Raw genomic sequence first — 15,869 nt, 5'->3', positions numbered from 1 at the left:
CGTTCAAGCAGAAGCTGCGTCTGCTTCGCCTTCAGCTTCGTCAGCCTCATCGACGCTCGGTGCAGCAATCGTCGCGATCACAAAGTTGGGGATATGCACCAGCGGAGTCACGTTTTCCGTGCCCTTCAGGTCTTCCCAACGCACGTTCTCGTTGATGTCCAGAGCGGACAGATCAACCGTGAAGAATTCAGGGATGTGTTCCGCATCGGCTTCAACTTCAACCGTGTGACGCACAATGTTCAGAACGCCGCCACGCTTGATGCCCGGAGATTTTTCTTCACCAGAGAAGTGAACGGAGACTTCAACGGTCACTTTCTGACCTTTGGCCAGACGCATGAAGTCAACATGCTCCGGGGTGTCTTTCACCGGGTGCAGCTGAATGTCACGAATCAGGGCGCGTTCGGTAACACCGCCAGCAACCTTGATTTCGTAAACGCGTGAGCGCCAGCCAGAAGCCTGAATCCCCTTGATGACAATGCGGGGATCAAGAGCAATCAGAGTCGGTTCTTTCTTACCGCCGTAAATAACAGCAGGAACCAGACCGGCACGTCTCGTTGCACGCGCTGCCCCCTTACCTGCTTTCGCGCGCGCCGAAGCGTCGATAGATGTAATCTTGGACACGTTGAATTCTCCTAAAAACCAGAACATGCAGGCCTCCAGGGGTGCCTGCACGGTGCGGTCGCCTTACCGGAAATGGGGGGCAAACGCAATGGTTACCGCCGCCTCCGCCGCAGAAAACCCGGCAGAAGGGCCATGACGGCCCACGCTGGACGCGGTATAGACAGGCTCATCCCGCACTCTCCACCCGGACCATGCCCCCATGCCGATGCCCGACACACCCCAGCAGTTTGCCAGCGACAACTATGCGGGCGCCTGCCCGGAGGCGCTGGACGCCATGGCCCGTGCTTCCGCCGCCGGTTCCGCTGCGGCCTATGGGGATGACGCATGGACCCGTCTGGCGGCAGACGCTATCTGCACACTGTTTGAAACGCAGGCTGCCGTGTTTTTTGTCCTGACCGGCACCGCCGCCAATGCGCTGGCGCTGGCAACCCTCTGCCCGCCCTATTGCAGCGTGATTGCCTCCGACATTGCGCATATTGAAACCTCGGAACGTGGCGCGCCAGAATTCTTCTCCGGCGGCAGCAAGACACTCACCCCGCCCTGCCCAGACGGCAAACTGACGCCTGACGCCATCCGCCTGTGCCGCCGCAAGGCCAGTGGTGCCCATGCCTCGGAACCTGCCGTGGTCAGCATTACACAGCCAACAGAAAACGGGTTGCTTTACACGTTGGAAGAAATCCGTGCTCTGGCGGAAATCTGCAAAGAATGTGGGCTGAAACTGCATATGGATGGCGCCCGCTTTGCCTGCGCCATCGCCGCATTGGGCTGCACCCCGGCTGCTATGACATGGGAAGCAGGTGTCGATGCGCTGAGCTTTGGCGGCACCAAGAACGGCATGGCCGTAGGCGATGCCGTGGTGTTTTTTGACCGCTCTCTGGCGCGGGGCTTTGCGGAACGTACCAAGCAGGCGGGGCAACTGGCGTCCAAAATGCGTTTTATCACCGCGCCATGGCTGAGCATGATCCAAAGCGGGGCATGGCTGCGCAATGCGGAACACGCCAACGCCTGCGCCCACCGTTTTGCCAAGGCCGTCGAGACCATCCCCAACGTGCAACTGGCGTGGCCTGTGCAGTCCAACGCCGTCTTTCTGCTCATGCCAGAGCAGGCCATGAACAGCCTGCGCGCCAAAGGCTGGCGATTCCATGTTTTTTTTGGCGCAGCCGCCCGCTTCCTGTTTGCATGGGATGCGCAGACAGACGCGCTGGATGCGCTTGCAGCCGACATACAGGCCTGCGTAGCCTCCCTCCCCGCGTCTTTCCCTTGACATCTGCGCGGCTCCCCGGCTTCCTCCCGCGCAGGATCAAAAACACCGGCCCTTAATATTCAGGACGAGAGAATGCACCCTTACCGTACCCATAGCTGTTCGGCCCTTCGCGCGCAGGATGCCGGCACCACAGCGCGCCTGTCCGGCTGGGTCCATAGCAAACGGGACCACGGCGGCCTGCTGTTTATTGACCTGCGGGATGAAACCGGCATCACCCAGATTGTTATCCCGGCGGGTGATCCGGTGCTGGAACAGGCCGACGCCATCCGCGTGGAAAGCGTGATTACCGTAACGGGCGAGGTGGTCCGCCGTGAGGAAGCCACCCGCAATCCTGATCTGGCCACTGGCGATATTGAAGTCCGTGCGCGGGAGTTTATCGTGCAGTCTTCCGCCGCCGTGCTGCCTTTTCAGGTCTCCGGGCATGAGAATTACCCGGAAGACCTGCGTCTGCGCTACCGCTACATCGACCTGCGCCGCGAGAGCGTCCACAGCAACATGCTGCTACGCGCCCGCGTGATCCAGAGCATGCGCAAGCGGATGACGGACCTGAACTTCATCGAACTTCAGACCCCCATTCTGACGGCCTCCTCCCCGGAAGGCGCACGGGACTTCCTTGTTCCCGCCCGGATGCACCCCGGCAAGTTCTACGCCCTGCCGCAGGCTCCGCAGCAGTTCAAACAGCTTGCCATGGTGGCCGGGTTTGACCGCTATTTCCAGATTGCTCCCTGCTTCCGGGATGAAGCCTCCCGCGCGGACCGCTCTCCGGGTGAGTTCTACCAGCTCGACTTTGAAATGGCGTTCGCCACGCAGGACGAAGTGTTCGCCACGCTGGAAAACGTGATGTCCGGCCTGTTTACCGAGTTCGGCAATGGCCGCACCGTGAGCCAAGCTCCGTTTGAGCGGATTCCCTATGCTCGCGCCATGAAGGTTTATGGCTCCGACAAGCCGGACCTGCGGAACCCGCTGCTGATTTCAGACGTAACGGAAGAGTTCGCCGGGTCCGGCTTTGGCCTGTTTGCCCGCATTGCGGCTGACGGCGGAGAAATTCGCGCCATTCCGGCACCCGGGGCGGGTGACAAGCCGCGCGCCTTTTTTGACAAGCTGAACAACTGGGCCCGCGAGTCCGGCGCAGGTGGTCTTGGCTACATCATTTTTGAAGCCGACGGCGGCAAAGGCCCGATTGCCAAAAATCTGGAAGCAGACCGCGTTGAGGCCATCCGCATCAAGCTCGGCCTGAACGCTGGGGATGCTGTGTTCTTTGCCGCAGGCAAAGGGGATGAGGTTGCCAAATTCTCCGGTCAGGTCCGTACCCGCATTGCGGAAGAGCTGGACCTGATTGAGAAGAACGCCTTCCGCTTCTGCTGGATTACCGACTTCCCGATGTATGAAATGAACGAGGAAACGGGACGTATCGACTTCTCGCACAACCCGTTCTCCATGCCGCAGGGTGGTCTGGAAGCGCTGAACACCAAAAACCCGCTGGACATCAACGCCTACCAGTATGACATTGTGTGTAACGGCATTGAGCTGTCCTCCGGCGCAATCCGTAACCATCTCCCAGAAGTCATGATCCGCGCTTTCGAGATTGCCGGTTACCCGGAAAGCGAAGTGGAAGCCCGGTTTGGCGGCATGCTGAACGCCTTCCGCTACGGTGCGCCGCCGCATGGCGGGTCTGCTCCGGGGGTAGACCGCATTGTCATGCTGCTGGCGGATGAGCCGAACATTCGTGAGGTGATCCTCTTCCCGCTGAACCAGCAGGGCGAGGACCTGATGATGGGCGCGCCCGCCACAGTTCCGCCGGAACGGCTGAAAGAACTGTCTCTGGCACTGGACCTGCCCAAACCGAAACCGACCGTTAAAAAAGACTGACACACGTCAGATGACGCATCCGGGGTGGTTGCGCTCCCGCCCCGGATGCTCTTTTCTCAACGCATGACCGCTTTTCTTCGCCGCCACGCCTGTCAGGCTCTTAACGTCCTCAGAGCACTCCCCCGTCCTGCAAGGGTTCAGCCCTTACGGACCAGCGTGGTCTCCGCACTTCTTCTGAGCGTCCTGCCTTCAGCCTGCTTTGCCGCAGCGCTCCCCGGCACTAGCCCCTCCACCGCGAAGATCGCCAACGCCGCAGCGAGACAAATATCGGCGGACCAGCTCCCGACCGACCAAACCTTGAACAGACAGACCTTGACCGGACAGATTCAGGCTGAACACGCCCTGACTGGTCAGCGGGCGACTTATGACCTTAGTCTGGCGGAATCCGGCGGCAACACGCTCTCCGCCACCGGCAGCATGACGTATGTGGTGCGCGATACCTGTTCCGCATGGTCCACCCAGCAGCATCTGGACATTCAGAGTGCCACCCGCAACGGCGGCGCAGTCACCATGGTGTCCGATTACAGCACGTTGGAAAGCAAGGATGGACGCCATCTGATTTTCCGCACCGTGCAGAAATCCAACAACACCGTGCTCCAGACCGTCAGCGGGGAAGCCTCGGTTGATGCGCACGGGCACGGCGTGGTGCAGTATGAAAAGCCGATCAAAAAAACACTGAAGCTACCACCCGGCACGCTGTTCCCCATGATGCATACAGCCGCCATTCTTGCCGCAGCGCAGCAGGGTGCGCCCAATATCGCCCCGCTGCTCTTTGATGGCACCGGCGCGGACGGCGCACAAGAAACCTACATCACTCTTCTGGGCTGGGGCCCACAAAAAGACCCGGCCCCCTTCCCTGCCCTTGCCAGTCAGCCCGCAGGGCGTGTGCATGTGGCCTTCTTCAGCCGCACGCCAGACAGCATTTTGCCAGACTATGAGATTGGTATGCGCTATTTTGCAAATGGCGTTTCAGACAAGCTGGATATGGACTTTGGGGATTTCCGCATGCATGGTTCCCTGCATAATCTGGCACTGCCACCACCGCCCGCGCATTGCTAATGCCTGCACGCGGCTCTGCCGGACAACAAGCTGAATCAGCCGCCAAATACTGGCTCCGCACCGGCCAGAGACCTTTATGATTGGCATGGCAGAACACCTCAAGCCGTCTCTAAAACAGGCTTGAAAGGACGAAGCATCTCGTTTAAATCCGCTCGGACGGAAACAATGGGCTAGAGATTGCAGCGTATGGCGCGCCCCAGAACCATTAATCGTGACCGGGTCATGGATTGTGCGGAACAGCTCGTCCAGCGTGATGGTGCCGTTGCCCTGACACTGGATGCCGTCGCCCGGGAAGCCGGGATTACCAAAGGTGGTTTGCAATACTGCTTTGGCTGCAAGGATGACCTGATTGCAGCCCTCATTGACCGTTGGATTGCCTCCTTCGAAGCAGACGTGCGACAGCATACCCCACCCAACGCCAGTGCTGCCGATAAGGTGCGGGCGTATGTACAGGTCTGTGCCCAGATGGATGAGGCAACGCGGACGCGGATTGTCGGCACGCTCATGACCCTTCTGCACTCTCCAGATCACCTCAGACGGATACGCGATTGGTACACAGGATGGCTGACGCATGATTTCTGCCATTCCGACGAAGCACGGCAGATACGCACAATGTTTTTCGCCGCGGAAGGCGCTTTTTTTCTAAGAAGTTTCGGGTTCATTACCATGCAGGACAAAGAGTGGCATGACGCTTTTGCGGATATCCAGAGATTAATCATGCCTGCCAGCCCGGCTGAAGCGGCAGACGCATAAGATATTCAAACAGATTTTCCAGTTTTAGAGGTGCTTACACAATGACGACGCCACTCTTTAAAGGCATGGGAAACAGCCTGACCCATACAGTGTCTTCCGCCTGCGAGTGGTTGATCAGCCAGCAGAATCCCGATGGGCACTGGGTTGGGCCCGTAGGCTCTAATGCCTCCATGGAAGCGGAATGGTGTCTTGCCCTGTGGTTCCTTGGACTGGAAGACCATCCCCTGCGCCCGCGTTTAGGCAACGCCCTGCTTCAGACACAGCGGGAAGATGGATCATGGGATGTCTATCTGGGCGCAGGCAATGGGGACATCAATGCCACGGTTGAAGCCTATGCGGCTTTGCGCTCACTGGGATATCCCGAAAACACGCCTGCTCTGCAAAAAGCCGCTACATGGATCAAACAGAAAGGTGGCTTAAAAAACATCCGGGTTTTCACACGCTACTGGCTGGCGCTCATTGGGGAATGGCCGTGGGAGAAAACCCCCAACCTGCCGCCGGAAATTATCTGGTTTCCCAATAAATTTGTTTTTTCCATCTATAATTTTGCCCAGTGGGCACGGGCCACGCTGGTACCTTTGGCAATCCTGTCCGCTCGCCGCCCCAGCCGCCCTCTCCGCCCGCAGGACCGTCTGAACGCTCTCTTTCCTGAAGGGCGTGGGAATTTTGACTACACGCTCCCCAAAAAGGAAGGTGTGGACCTCTGGTCAGACTTCTTCCGCACGACAGATAAAGGGCTGCACTGGCTTCAGTCCAAGTTCCTCAAACGCAATACTATGCGTGAAGCCGCAATCCGCCATATGCTGGAATGGATTATCCGCCATCAGGATGCCGATGGCGGCTGGGGTGGGATTCAGCCGCCATGGGTCTATGGTCTGATGGCGCTGCATGGGGAAGGATACCAGTTTCATCATCCCGTGATGGCGAAAGGACTGGACGCCCTGAATGACCCCGGCTGGCGGCATGACAAAGGCAATGCCTCATGGATTCAGGCTACCAACAGCCCGGTGTGGGACACCATGCTGGCCATTATGGCCCTGCATGATGCCAAAGCCGAAGACCGCTTTACCCCGCAGGTGGACAAAGCTCTGGGCTGGCTGCTCGACCGGCAGGTGCGCGTAAAGGGGGACTGGTCCATCAAATTGCCCGATGTGGAACCGGGTGGCTGGGCCTTTGAATATGCCAATGATTTCTACCCTGATACAGACGACACCGCCGTCGCCCTGATCGCCCTTGCCTCCTGCCGCCACAGGCCGGAATGGCAGGAACGCGGCGTTGAAGACGCTATTGCGCGCGCCGTGCGATGGCTGGTGGCTATGCAAAGTTCCTGCGGTGGCTGGGGCGCTTTTGATAAGGACAATAACAAGGCCCTTCTTTCCAAAATCCCCTTCTGTGATTTTGGGGAAGCGCTAGACCCACCCTCCGTGGATGTCACAGCGCATATTCTGGAAGCTTTCGGGCTTCTTGGGCTCCCACGTGATCTGCCCTGCATCAAGCACGCTCTGGACTACGTTCGTGCAGAGCAGGACCCCCAAGGCCCGTGGTTCGGGCGCTGGGGGGTGAATTACGTGTATGGCACCGGGGCTGTCCTACCCGCTCTGGCCGCCATCGGGGAGGACATGACGCAGCCTTACATCACAAAAGCCTGTGACTGGCTGGTTGCCCATCAGCAGGAGGATGGCGGCTGGGGTGAAAGCTGTGCGTCCTATATGGATGCCTCCACCATTGGGCGTGGCAAAACAACGCCATCCCAGACCGCATGGGCACTCATGGGGCTGATTGCCGCCGCTCGCCCGCAAGATTATCCGGCTATTGAAAAAGGCTGCCGTTATCTGATTGACCGGCAGGAACCGGATGGGAGCTGGACGGAAGAAGACTATACCGGCACAGGCTTCCCCGGCTACGGTGTTGGCCAGACCATCCGTCTCGATGACCCCGCTTTGTCAAAACGCCTGCAACAGGGGGCGGAACTCTCACGCGCATTCATGCTGCGCTATGACCTGTATCGGCAGTTTTTCCCGATTATGGCGCTCAGCCGGGCAAGCCGCCTGATATCCCCAGAAACCGCGACGGAACAGGCCGTTGAGGCCGCCGCAAAAAATCTGGAAAAGATCATTGCTTAAACCATAAAAAACGGGCGACATTGCTGAAGATGTCGCCCGCTTTTTAAAAAATCTTTCAACAACAGTTTGGAAAAAACTGCCTGAAACTAGTCTTCTTTATGACTGATTTTATTACGGAGCAGGCTGGTGCTCAGCCCGCAAAACCGCAATCAGGTCCTGCAACTGCTGCGGGTTACCTTTCAGGATCGCGACGTTTGCGGCATCCGGTGTCGGGATATTGCCTGTTGCCTGCCCCGGCGGTACATTCAGCAGACTACCGGTCAGACCAACGCAGGTCAGACTCATAACAAAATCCCGTGGTGTGAAGCCATTTGTTTTTAAAATAGGCTCCAGACCCGGTACTTTGCCGACCATACCAACCTGTTCATCCAGAGACATGCCCAGACGCCCCGGCGGCTGGATCTGGGCAGCCTGAATGGATTTCAGGGCTGACGTCAGGCGCGGCATGACGTCAGGCGCCAGTTTGTAATGCAGGGCAGTATTCATGTCGTGCTGCAAAGTTGTCACCTGCTCAGGCGTCAGGTTCGGGTGGCCAGCCGGAGCCGACTGTGGCTGCCCGGGCGCTGGTGCAGCGCTCTGTGCCAGAACAGGCTGCGCCATCATGCTGCCTGTCAGCAAAATAGTGGCCAGAGCGATTTTTTTCAGTCCAGTCATCAAAACATAATCCTTCTTTACAGCAGAACTTCTTTTCTAATCCGCATTACGCAGGAACAGCCCATTCGCCCTTACGCATCAACGGGATGGCCGTTCCGTTTGCGTCAATGCCATCCACATCAATCTCGCCAGAGCCGATCATCCAGTCGATATGGATGATACTGCTATTAGCGCCGCGTGCGACCAGAGCGGCCTCATCCTGCCCGGCAGTATCCCGCATGCATTTGGTATAAGCTTGCCCCAGTGCGATATGGCTGGCCGCATTTTCATCAAACAGCGTGTTTTGGAAAAGGATTCCACTCTGCGAGATTGGAGAAGAATGTGGCACAAGGGCCACCTCACCCAGTCTGCGCGAGCCTTCATCCGTATCCAGCACGCGGGACAGAACGTCCTCCCCTTTCGTGGCGTGCATTTCTACAATCTTGCCGGCCTCAAACCGCACGCGGATACCATCAATCAGTGTGCCTTGATGAGAGAGCGGCTTGGTGCTGGCCACATAGCCATCCACTTTCAGACGGTGCGGGGTGGTGAAGACCTCTTCCGTCGGAATATTGGGGTTACAGATAATTCCGTTCCCTGCCTTTTCAGACCCACCGGCCCAGTCATGCCCATCGGCCAGACCAACTGTCAGATCCGTTCCCGGCCCGGTAAAATGCAGAGCGGTATAACGGGCCTCATTCAGGAACGTCGCCCGACGATGCAACGTGGCATTATGCTCCGCCCAGTCCGCCACGGGGTCAGCCCCAGTCAGGCGAGACGCTGCAAAAATGGCCTCCCACAAACGCATCACGGCCTGATCTTCCGGCAGATCAGGAAACACCACTTTTGCCCATGCATGCGTGGCGGTGGCGACAATATTCCAGTTCACATCGAAATTGGTGATGATCTCCATAGCAGGCCGGTTCACGCGGGAGGCCGCCCGGCTGGCGCGCGAGATATGCTCCGGGTTCTGCCCGGCCAGCAGTGCCGGGTTACTGCCGGTTATCGCCAGACGCGCTGCCCCGGCCCGGAAGCCATCCGCCATGCCACGCGCCATCCAGTCCGCTGCGGTATCAAACGTGTCTTCATGCGCAAAGCGGTAGCGGGCCAGAGTGGCCTCTTCATCCGTATAAAAGGTGGTGACGAGCGAAGCTCCGGCCTTATAGGCATGTTCTGTAACCCGCCGTACTAGCGGCACGGCTTCCAGCGGGGCGGTAATAATCACCTGCTGCCCCGGCGCCACATTCAAGCCGGTACGCACGGCTACTTCCCCCAGCCTGTCCAGCATACTGGCCAGCGTCTTGCTTTCCGGTGCGGTATTCCGCGCCTGTGAGGAGCTTGTCATTCCAATCCTTCCCATACCAGAAGCGGGTTTGCCCCACCTTATTCTCGGCCCAGCCGCATGGACTGCACTACGGCCTGACCTGTCCCTGCTGATCGGATACTGAAGGCGGCCATCCGTCAACTGTCCGCGCCGTCAGTCAATCGTGATCAGGGCGCAGGCAGCACAACAGGCTTGAGGGCGGAAGGAAGATAAAGCGGGTGACAGGGGCGACCATTCACCCCCACTTTCATGGCATGCACGGTAACACCCTGTTGCTGGAGGGCGCGCACCACGGCGGGCCCCCGCTCCCACAAGGCTTTGTGCTGGGGGGAGCCATAGGCGGCAATCACCAGATCCGCCTCACGCGCCATGGTCAGGAGAGCAGCATCATTGCCCGGCCCTATCGGGTCCGGCGTTTCCAGAAGACGCTTCTGGTCCGTGCAGCGGTACGCAAACGTGTTGCCCACCAGCATACCGCCATAGCCCCATGCCCGCGCATAACGCTGGCATTTGGCCACGGTGCGGTCATCCCCCACTTCTGTAGCGACGGAGGGGTTCATCATTAACCACATCACGACAGGACGAGACGCATCCCAAACCCGCCGAAGCGTGTAACGATAACATTTGTCCGGGCCGCCATAGGTTGCTGTGCTGACAACATCATCAGACAAACCCAGCGGACGGGAATCCCCGACGTGATGCGCGTTAAAAAGATCCTGCATGAGCAACCCCGGACAATGGTACACAGCCCGCCTTGGCAGAAGACGGCTCACCGGTTTTAAACGGAATTATCTGTCAGGGAAGACGCTGGACGGGGAAAAAGCTGCTCCGGGCAGCAGGGTTGGGCTGAGGGCTGGAAGCCCGACCCGGACTGCCGTCATTCTCTCAGGAATGACGGCCCGGACACCTGATATGGCCTTCTCTATACGGCACCATTCCGCAATAGGCTGACCACAGAGGAGAACAGACAGAAATGTGTAAAAGGCTCAGGCTGTACGGTCAGAAAACACCGTCGCTAGCATCAGCATGGCAATAACCGGCAGGAAGGCGAGCATCGGCACCATCGGAGCAACCTGCATGACAGTGGAAATGGCATTATCAGCAACATGAATAAGCATTATTTTGTTTCCTTGGAGTTGATCGTGTGGAGGCCTCAAACCACGCTCCGTGCCCCTAAGCAACAGGAAACAAAAACACTCAGATATCTAGAAAATGCATAGTGCATCAGACTGTTCAGGAAATGATATTCAAGTAATCACTTTAAAAACTTTGTGCGTTTTCTCTTTTTCTCTCAAGAGTATTTGTAGTGTGAAAAACAGGCATTGCACACTTATCCCACTACGCCATGACCGAGAAAGGCTAAATTTTCGGGCATTTGATCAAATTTTAGGCCAAACACGTTTGTGATGAAAAACTGGTAGTCCCCCGGCTTTTTTTGCCTGTGACCTTTGAAAAAATTGCGAATCACCCTGCGCCGGACACTGTCCGTTCCTGAAAAAAGAGCGATTCGCCTCCCGTTATCCCGCCAGTCTACTCAGGGAGCACACGCGCGAGATATCGTAAGGCAAAAGAAGGAAAAACAGTCTTTGTGCCAGATGCAACGCCGCACACCCTGCCCCACACATGGGTGCCATGGCATTATTGTGGGCATAGAGACACTCTAGATGGCGCGTGGCCAACCGTGGGAATCTTAGCGAAAAACGCCAAAAAGATGCCAGATATGCTTATCGAGAGGAGATTTGCGATTGGTGGAATGTCTATCCCGCGGCGCCAATCTGGTACGGGTTCAGTTGTCAGATAATTCTCTTTGATGGCTCTTGTTGCCACTGTTTTGCGCATTTTTTATGCGCGGAAAATCTGGAAAACCCAATAAAATCAACGGTCAAAGATGGTGGGCGCAACAGGGATTGAACCTGTGACCCCTACCATGTCAAAACCGGCTGACCCCAACAAAATCAGAGACTTAAAGAGTCAAACACGTTCAAAAACGGCACGCACGATCAAGGAAAAATCGTGCAATGCGTGCGAGTAGCGTACTAGAAACTGAGTCTATTGTCACGGATCTCTGGACCTTTCAGGCAAGTTTTTTTCATCGCGCTTTGGTTTCGACCGGGAGTGCGGAACGATGAGCCGCCATGCTTCCGTCAAGGCGGCTTTCCGCGAGCAAGTTCTGGGGCTCTACTTTGACCACAAGCTAAAGCCATCCGAAAAATCCGTGCTCATGACGCTCGCCACCTTCCTGGGGGCGGATGGGCTCTATCCGAGCCACGAGGCAATCGCTCGAGCTTGCCGGTATTCCGTGCGGACGGTCATCCGGGCGCTTGAAAGAGGCTATGAGCTAGGACTGATCGAGCGAACCCACCGGCGCAAGCGCGTTGAGGGACGATGGGTGAGAACAAGTAATACCTACAGGCTGCTTATCAAGGCAGCTGATCAGGTTCGTGCGGCTGGAAAACATATGGCCCGCGCCATTTTCCGTGGTGTGCGGGTTCTAAGTGACAGGATGACGCAGAAGGCGTCCAGAGATATATCTATAGAGGAGAAACGACTGCTTTCAGGACGTCGATACCCAGAACCCCACGGTCCAAGCCAGCTTTCACCCGGCGAGTGGGTGGAAATCATCAAAAGCTGGGAAACCACCTGACCCGCAATTCTGTCTGAGCAGCACTGCTAAAAGGATATTGGGGCTTGTCACCTTTGATGTAGCCCTGATACGTATTACGACACGTAATACGGAGCAAAGCCCATGGAAACCGTCGTCGTTCGCAAACAGGGTAATTCTGTCGGTGTTACCCTTCCGGCGGAAACACGTATCCGTCTTGGTCTCGAAGTCGGGCAGGAACTCACGCTTGTTGAAATGGCCGACGGAATCAAGCTTGTGAAGCGCAATCTCAAGCTTGAACGCCAGATGCAGATGGCTCGCGAGACGCTGCGTGAGCAAGCTGACGTTCTTCAGGAACTGGCCAAGCGCTGATGCCGGATCTGCCTGAGTTTCTGGCACCTGATGCGGTGCTGTTTATGCACGATCAGACCCTGAAGGAATATGGTGGGACACATGGTCTCAAAAGCGAGAACCTGCTGCATAGCGCGTTAGCTCGCGCCGAAAACCGATGGCACTATGCTGAATTACCTCGACCGGACACTGCCACTCTGGCGGCTGCCTACGCTTATGGCATTGCGCGTAATCATCCCTTCAATGACGCCAACAAGCGGACAGCCTGGAGCTGCTGTGTCCTTTTCCTTCGGCTGAATGGAACCCGTGTGCAAGTCAGCGCCCCGGACGCCGTCGAGGCCATGGTGGCTCTGGCGGCTGGCGCAATGGAGGAAGACGCGTTCGCGGCGTGGCTTCGGCAGCATTTTCAAAATCAATGATTCATATATTTTCGACATCGGACCAGATTCTCTTATGAGCACGACACCCCGCACCGCCTCCCTGTCCTCCATGATCTGGCAGGTCGCCGATCTCCTGCGAGGCGATTTCAAGCCAGCCGAATACGGTCGAATCATCCTACCCTTTACCGTTCTGCGCCGCCTTGATGCCGTTCTGGCTCCGACCCGTGACAAGGTGCTGAAGGAAAAGGAAAAGTGGGAGAGCAAAGGGATCGACCCAATGCCTTTCATGGAGAAAGCTGCCGGTCTGCGGTTCGTGAACACGTCTGACTTCACGCTGAAAGGCGTGCTGGGCGATCCGGATAACCTGACCGAAAACCTCTCAGCCTATATCAACGCTTTCTCTCCTGCTGCCCGTGACATCTTCGACCACTTCCGCTTCACCGAACAGACAGACCGGCTGGGCAAAGCCAATCTCCTCTATCTGGTGCTCGAAAAATTCATCAGCTTTGATCTCAGTGATAAAGCCGTTGATAACCACCAGATGGGGCAGGTGTTCGAGGAACTGATCCGCAAGTTCTCGGAAGCCTCCAACGAGACCGCCGGTGAGCACTTCACCCCGCGCGAAGTCATCAAACTGATGGTGAACCTCATCTTTGCCGAGGATGATAGCCTGCTGACCCCCGGCAATGCCGCCGTCCGCACCATCTATGACCCCACCGCTGGCACCGGCGGTATGCTCTCCGTCGCGGAAGAGTTCCTGCTCGACCACAATCCGGACGCCCGCCTGACCATGTTCGGGCAGGAACTGAATCCGGAATCCTATGCCATCTGTAAGGCTGACATGCTGATCCGTAATCAGGATGTCAGCAAAATCCGCCTCGGCAACACGCTCTCCGATGATGAACTGGCGGACCACAAATTCGATTACATGCTCTCTAATCCGCCCTTCGGCGTGGAGTGGAAGAAGGTCGAGAAAACCGTCCGCGCCGAGCATGAAAAGCTGGGTTATGACGGGCGCTTCGGCCCCGGCCTGCCGCGTATCTCGGACGGCTCCATGCTGTTCCTGCTCCACCTTGTTCACAAGATGCGTCCGGCGAAGGACGGTGGCTCACGCTTCGGCATTGTCCTGAATGGTTCGCCCCTGTTCACGGGCGCTGCCGGCTCCGGCGAGTCCGAAATCCGGCGCTTCGTGCTGGAAGAAGATCTGGTCGAAGCCATCATCGCGCTGCCGACCGATATGTTCTTCAATACTGGCATAGCCACCTATGTCTGGGTGCTGACCAACCGCAAGCCGAAAAACCGCAAGGGGAAGGTGCAACTGATCGATGCCTCGTCCTTCTGGCAGAAAATGCGGAAAAGCCTTGGCTCCAAACGCAAGGAAATGGGGGAGGACGACATCACCCTTGTCACCCGCCTGTTCCGGGATGCGCAGGAGGCTCAACTTGCCACCATCACCGGTGCGGATGGCACGCAGACACGCGCAGTCGTGATGCAGGGTGAAGCGCCACCGGAACCGCCCGAAGGCGGCAAGGTCCGGCTCGCACCGCTCAGCCGCATCTTCAAGAGTGAGGATTTCGGTTATCAGACCATCACCGTAGAGCGTCCGCAACGCGATGAGGACGGCACTATCGTCCTCGGCCAGCGCGGCAAGGCGAAGGGTCAGCCAGTGCCCGATAGCAGCCTGCGCGATACGGAAAACGTACCGCTGGATGAGGACATTCATGCTTATTTCAAACGCGAAGTTCTGCCCCATGCCCCGGATGCGTGGATTGATGAGGACAAGACAAAGATCGGCTACGAAATTCCATTTAACCGGTATTTCTATGTGTTCGAACCCCCGCGCCCACTTGAGGAAATTGATGCCGACCTGAAAGAGGTGACCGCGAAAATTATGGCGATGCTTGGGGAGCTTTCGGCATGAGTTTCCCGAAATATCCTGCTTATAAGGACAGTGGAGTTGAGTGGATTGGAGAAATTCCGGTTGGGTGGAGCATTAAACCATTCTGGACTTTATTTCGACGCGTAAAACGCAACGGTCATGCAGAAAAAGAGCTTCTTTCTGTTTATAGAGACTATGGAGTGATACCAAAAAGTAGCCGTGATGATAATTTCAATAAGCCGTCCGATGACCTTGCTGCATACCAACTTGTTGAAAAAAATGATCTCGTGATTAACAAGATGAAGGCATGGCAAGGTTCTTGTGCCGTATCCGATTTCGAAGGCATAGTAAGTCCTGCTTATTTTGTTTTTTCATCAACAAGCAATAATTTTTGGAAATTTCTTCATTATTTATTTAGGTGTAATTTATACACATCATATTATTATTCTATATCTAAAGGTGTTCGCCCCAATCAATGGGACTTAGATCCAGAAACACACTCTAGAATGGCAGTTATTTTACCATCACTCCCCGAACAGAAGGCAATAGCCAGTTTTCTGGACCGCGAGTGCGGGAAAATTGACGCCCTGATTGCCGAACAGGAACGACTGATTGCCCTCCTTGCGGAAAAGCGGCAGGCCGTCATCTCCCACGCCGTCACAAAAGGCCTGAACCCCAACGCCCCCATGAAGGACTCAGGCATCCCGTGGATTGGGGTGGTGCCGGAAGGGTGGGATGTTGTGACAGCAGGCCGTGTGGTGAGAGTCATATCCGGTTTTGCGTTTCCATCTGACAAGTTTTTGAAATATGGCGAGGGCGTACCTCTACTTCGTGGTGTTAATGTCGGAGTTGGAAAATTACGTTGGGACGATGTAGTATATTGGAAACGTCAAATTGACGATGGACTTGATATTTATGAATTAAAAGAGGGTGATATTGTAATTGGCATGGATCGCCCATGGATTTCTTCAGGTCTAAGAGCCTGTTTGAAAAGTCACGGATGAGCGTTTC

General features: G+C 56.5%; 16 protein-coding genes. 10 read left to right on the top strand and 6 right to left on the bottom strand.

Translation table 11 applies throughout. The annotated features are described in order from the left end of the window. Positions 1-3 precede the first annotated feature (3 nt). Positions 4-621 carry a 50S ribosomal protein L25/general stress protein Ctc gene (locus tag AD949_RS02920; RefSeq protein ID WP_048837067.1) on the bottom strand — a complete coding sequence of 206 codons (618 nt, stop codon included), beginning with the start codon at positions 619-621 and terminating at the stop codon, positions 4-6. Between the two features lie 63 nt (positions 622-684). Continuing rightward, entirely contained in the window at positions 685-822 is a 138-nt protein-coding gene (locus tag AD949_RS14005; RefSeq protein WP_156475916.1) for a hypothetical protein, read from the bottom strand. On the opposite strand from AD949_RS14005, the gene AD949_RS02915 reads away from it, so the two are divergent. The 5 genes from AD949_RS02915 to shc all read left to right on the top strand — a co-directional run bounded on the left by AD949_RS02915 (position 821) and on the right by shc (position 7,689). Continuing rightward, a complete protein-coding gene (locus tag AD949_RS02915; RefSeq protein ID WP_096430555.1) occupies positions 821-1,885 on the top strand; it encodes a threonine aldolase family protein in 1,065 nt (354 codons plus the stop codon). The genes AD949_RS14005 and AD949_RS02915 overlap by 2 nt on opposite strands. A 72-nt stretch (positions 1,886-1,957) precedes the next feature. Next, a complete protein-coding gene (gene aspS / locus AD949_RS02910; RefSeq protein WP_048837052.1) occupies positions 1,958-3,754 on the top strand; it encodes an aspartate--tRNA ligase in 1,797 nt (598 codons plus the stop codon). A 63-nt stretch (positions 3,755-3,817) separates the two neighbouring features. Further along, positions 3,818-4,813, top strand: a complete 996-nt coding sequence (locus tag AD949_RS02905) for a cell envelope integrity EipB family protein (RefSeq protein ID WP_082064915.1) — start codon at positions 3,818-3,820, stop codon at positions 4,811-4,813. A 186-nt stretch (positions 4,814-4,999) separates the two neighbouring features. After that, positions 5,000-5,566 (top strand): TetR/AcrR family transcriptional regulator, encoded by a 567-nt coding sequence (locus tag AD949_RS02900; RefSeq protein ID WP_048837053.1) that lies wholly within the window; start codon positions 5,000-5,002, stop codon positions 5,564-5,566. A gap of 41 nt (positions 5,567-5,607) precedes the next feature. Beyond that, entirely contained in the window at positions 5,608-7,689 is a 2,082-nt protein-coding gene (gene shc / locus AD949_RS02895; protein WP_082064908.1) for a squalene--hopene cyclase, read from the top strand. 111 nt (positions 7,690-7,800) lie between these two features. Here shc and AD949_RS02890 read toward each other — a convergent pair whose 3' ends face one another. The 4 genes from AD949_RS02890 to AD949_RS14610 all read right to left on the bottom strand — a co-directional run bounded on the left by AD949_RS02890 (position 7,801) and on the right by AD949_RS14610 (position 10,764). Next, the gene (locus AD949_RS02890; protein WP_048837055.1) at positions 7,801-8,343 is read right to left on the bottom strand and encodes a hypothetical protein; all 543 of its coding nucleotides are present in this window, start codon (positions 8,341-8,343) and stop codon (positions 7,801-7,803) included. Between the two features lie 46 nt (positions 8,344-8,389). Then, positions 8,390-9,667 (bottom strand): aminopeptidase, encoded by a 1,278-nt coding sequence (locus AD949_RS02885; protein ID WP_048837056.1) that lies wholly within the window; start codon positions 9,665-9,667, stop codon positions 8,390-8,392. Positions 9,668-9,813: 146 nt separating this feature from the next. Beyond that, a complete protein-coding gene (locus tag AD949_RS02880) occupies positions 9,814-10,368 on the bottom strand; it encodes a DUF1643 domain-containing protein (RefSeq protein ID WP_048837057.1) in 555 nt (184 codons plus the stop codon). A 264-nt stretch (positions 10,369-10,632) separates the two neighbouring features. Beyond that, positions 10,633-10,764 carry a hypothetical protein gene (locus AD949_RS14610; protein WP_257007549.1) on the bottom strand — a complete coding sequence of 44 codons (132 nt, stop codon included), beginning with the start codon at positions 10,762-10,764 and terminating at the stop codon, positions 10,633-10,635. Between the two features lie 1,007 nt (positions 10,765-11,771). Here AD949_RS14610 and AD949_RS02875 point away from each other — a divergent pair. The 5 genes from AD949_RS02875 (at position 11,772) to AD949_RS13995 (ending at position 15,862) form a co-directional block, all read left to right on the top strand. After that, complete coding sequence (locus tag AD949_RS02875; RefSeq protein WP_048837058.1) at positions 11,772-12,290, top strand: helix-turn-helix domain-containing protein; 519 nt, start codon at positions 11,772-11,774, stop codon at positions 12,288-12,290. A 102-nt stretch (positions 12,291-12,392) separates the two neighbouring features. After that, positions 12,393-12,620, top strand: a complete 228-nt coding sequence (locus AD949_RS02870; RefSeq protein ID WP_035382081.1) for an AbrB/MazE/SpoVT family DNA-binding domain-containing protein — start codon at positions 12,393-12,395, stop codon at positions 12,618-12,620. Beyond that, positions 12,620-13,018 (top strand): type II toxin-antitoxin system death-on-curing family toxin, encoded by a 399-nt coding sequence (locus AD949_RS02865; RefSeq protein ID WP_048837059.1) that lies wholly within the window; start codon positions 12,620-12,622, stop codon positions 13,016-13,018. Before AD949_RS02870 ends, AD949_RS02865 begins: the two co-directional genes overlap by 1 nt. A gap of 34 nt (positions 13,019-13,052) precedes the next feature. Continuing rightward, positions 13,053-14,900, top strand: coding sequence for a type I restriction-modification system subunit M (locus tag AD949_RS02860; RefSeq protein WP_244463475.1), 1,848 nt, complete (start codon positions 13,053-13,055; stop codon positions 14,898-14,900). Further along, entirely contained in the window at positions 14,897-15,862 is a 966-nt protein-coding gene (locus tag AD949_RS13995) for a restriction endonuclease subunit S (RefSeq protein WP_143224152.1), read from the top strand. Before AD949_RS02860 ends, AD949_RS13995 begins: the two co-directional genes overlap by 4 nt. Positions 15,863-15,869: the final 7 nt, after the last annotated feature.

This window comes from Acetobacter orleanensis, from assembly GCF_001581005.1.
Taxonomy (GTDB): Bacteria; Pseudomonadota; Alphaproteobacteria; order Acetobacterales; family Acetobacteraceae; genus Acetobacter; species Acetobacter orleanensis.
This window is presented reverse-complemented; position numbering and strand designations above follow the sequence as displayed.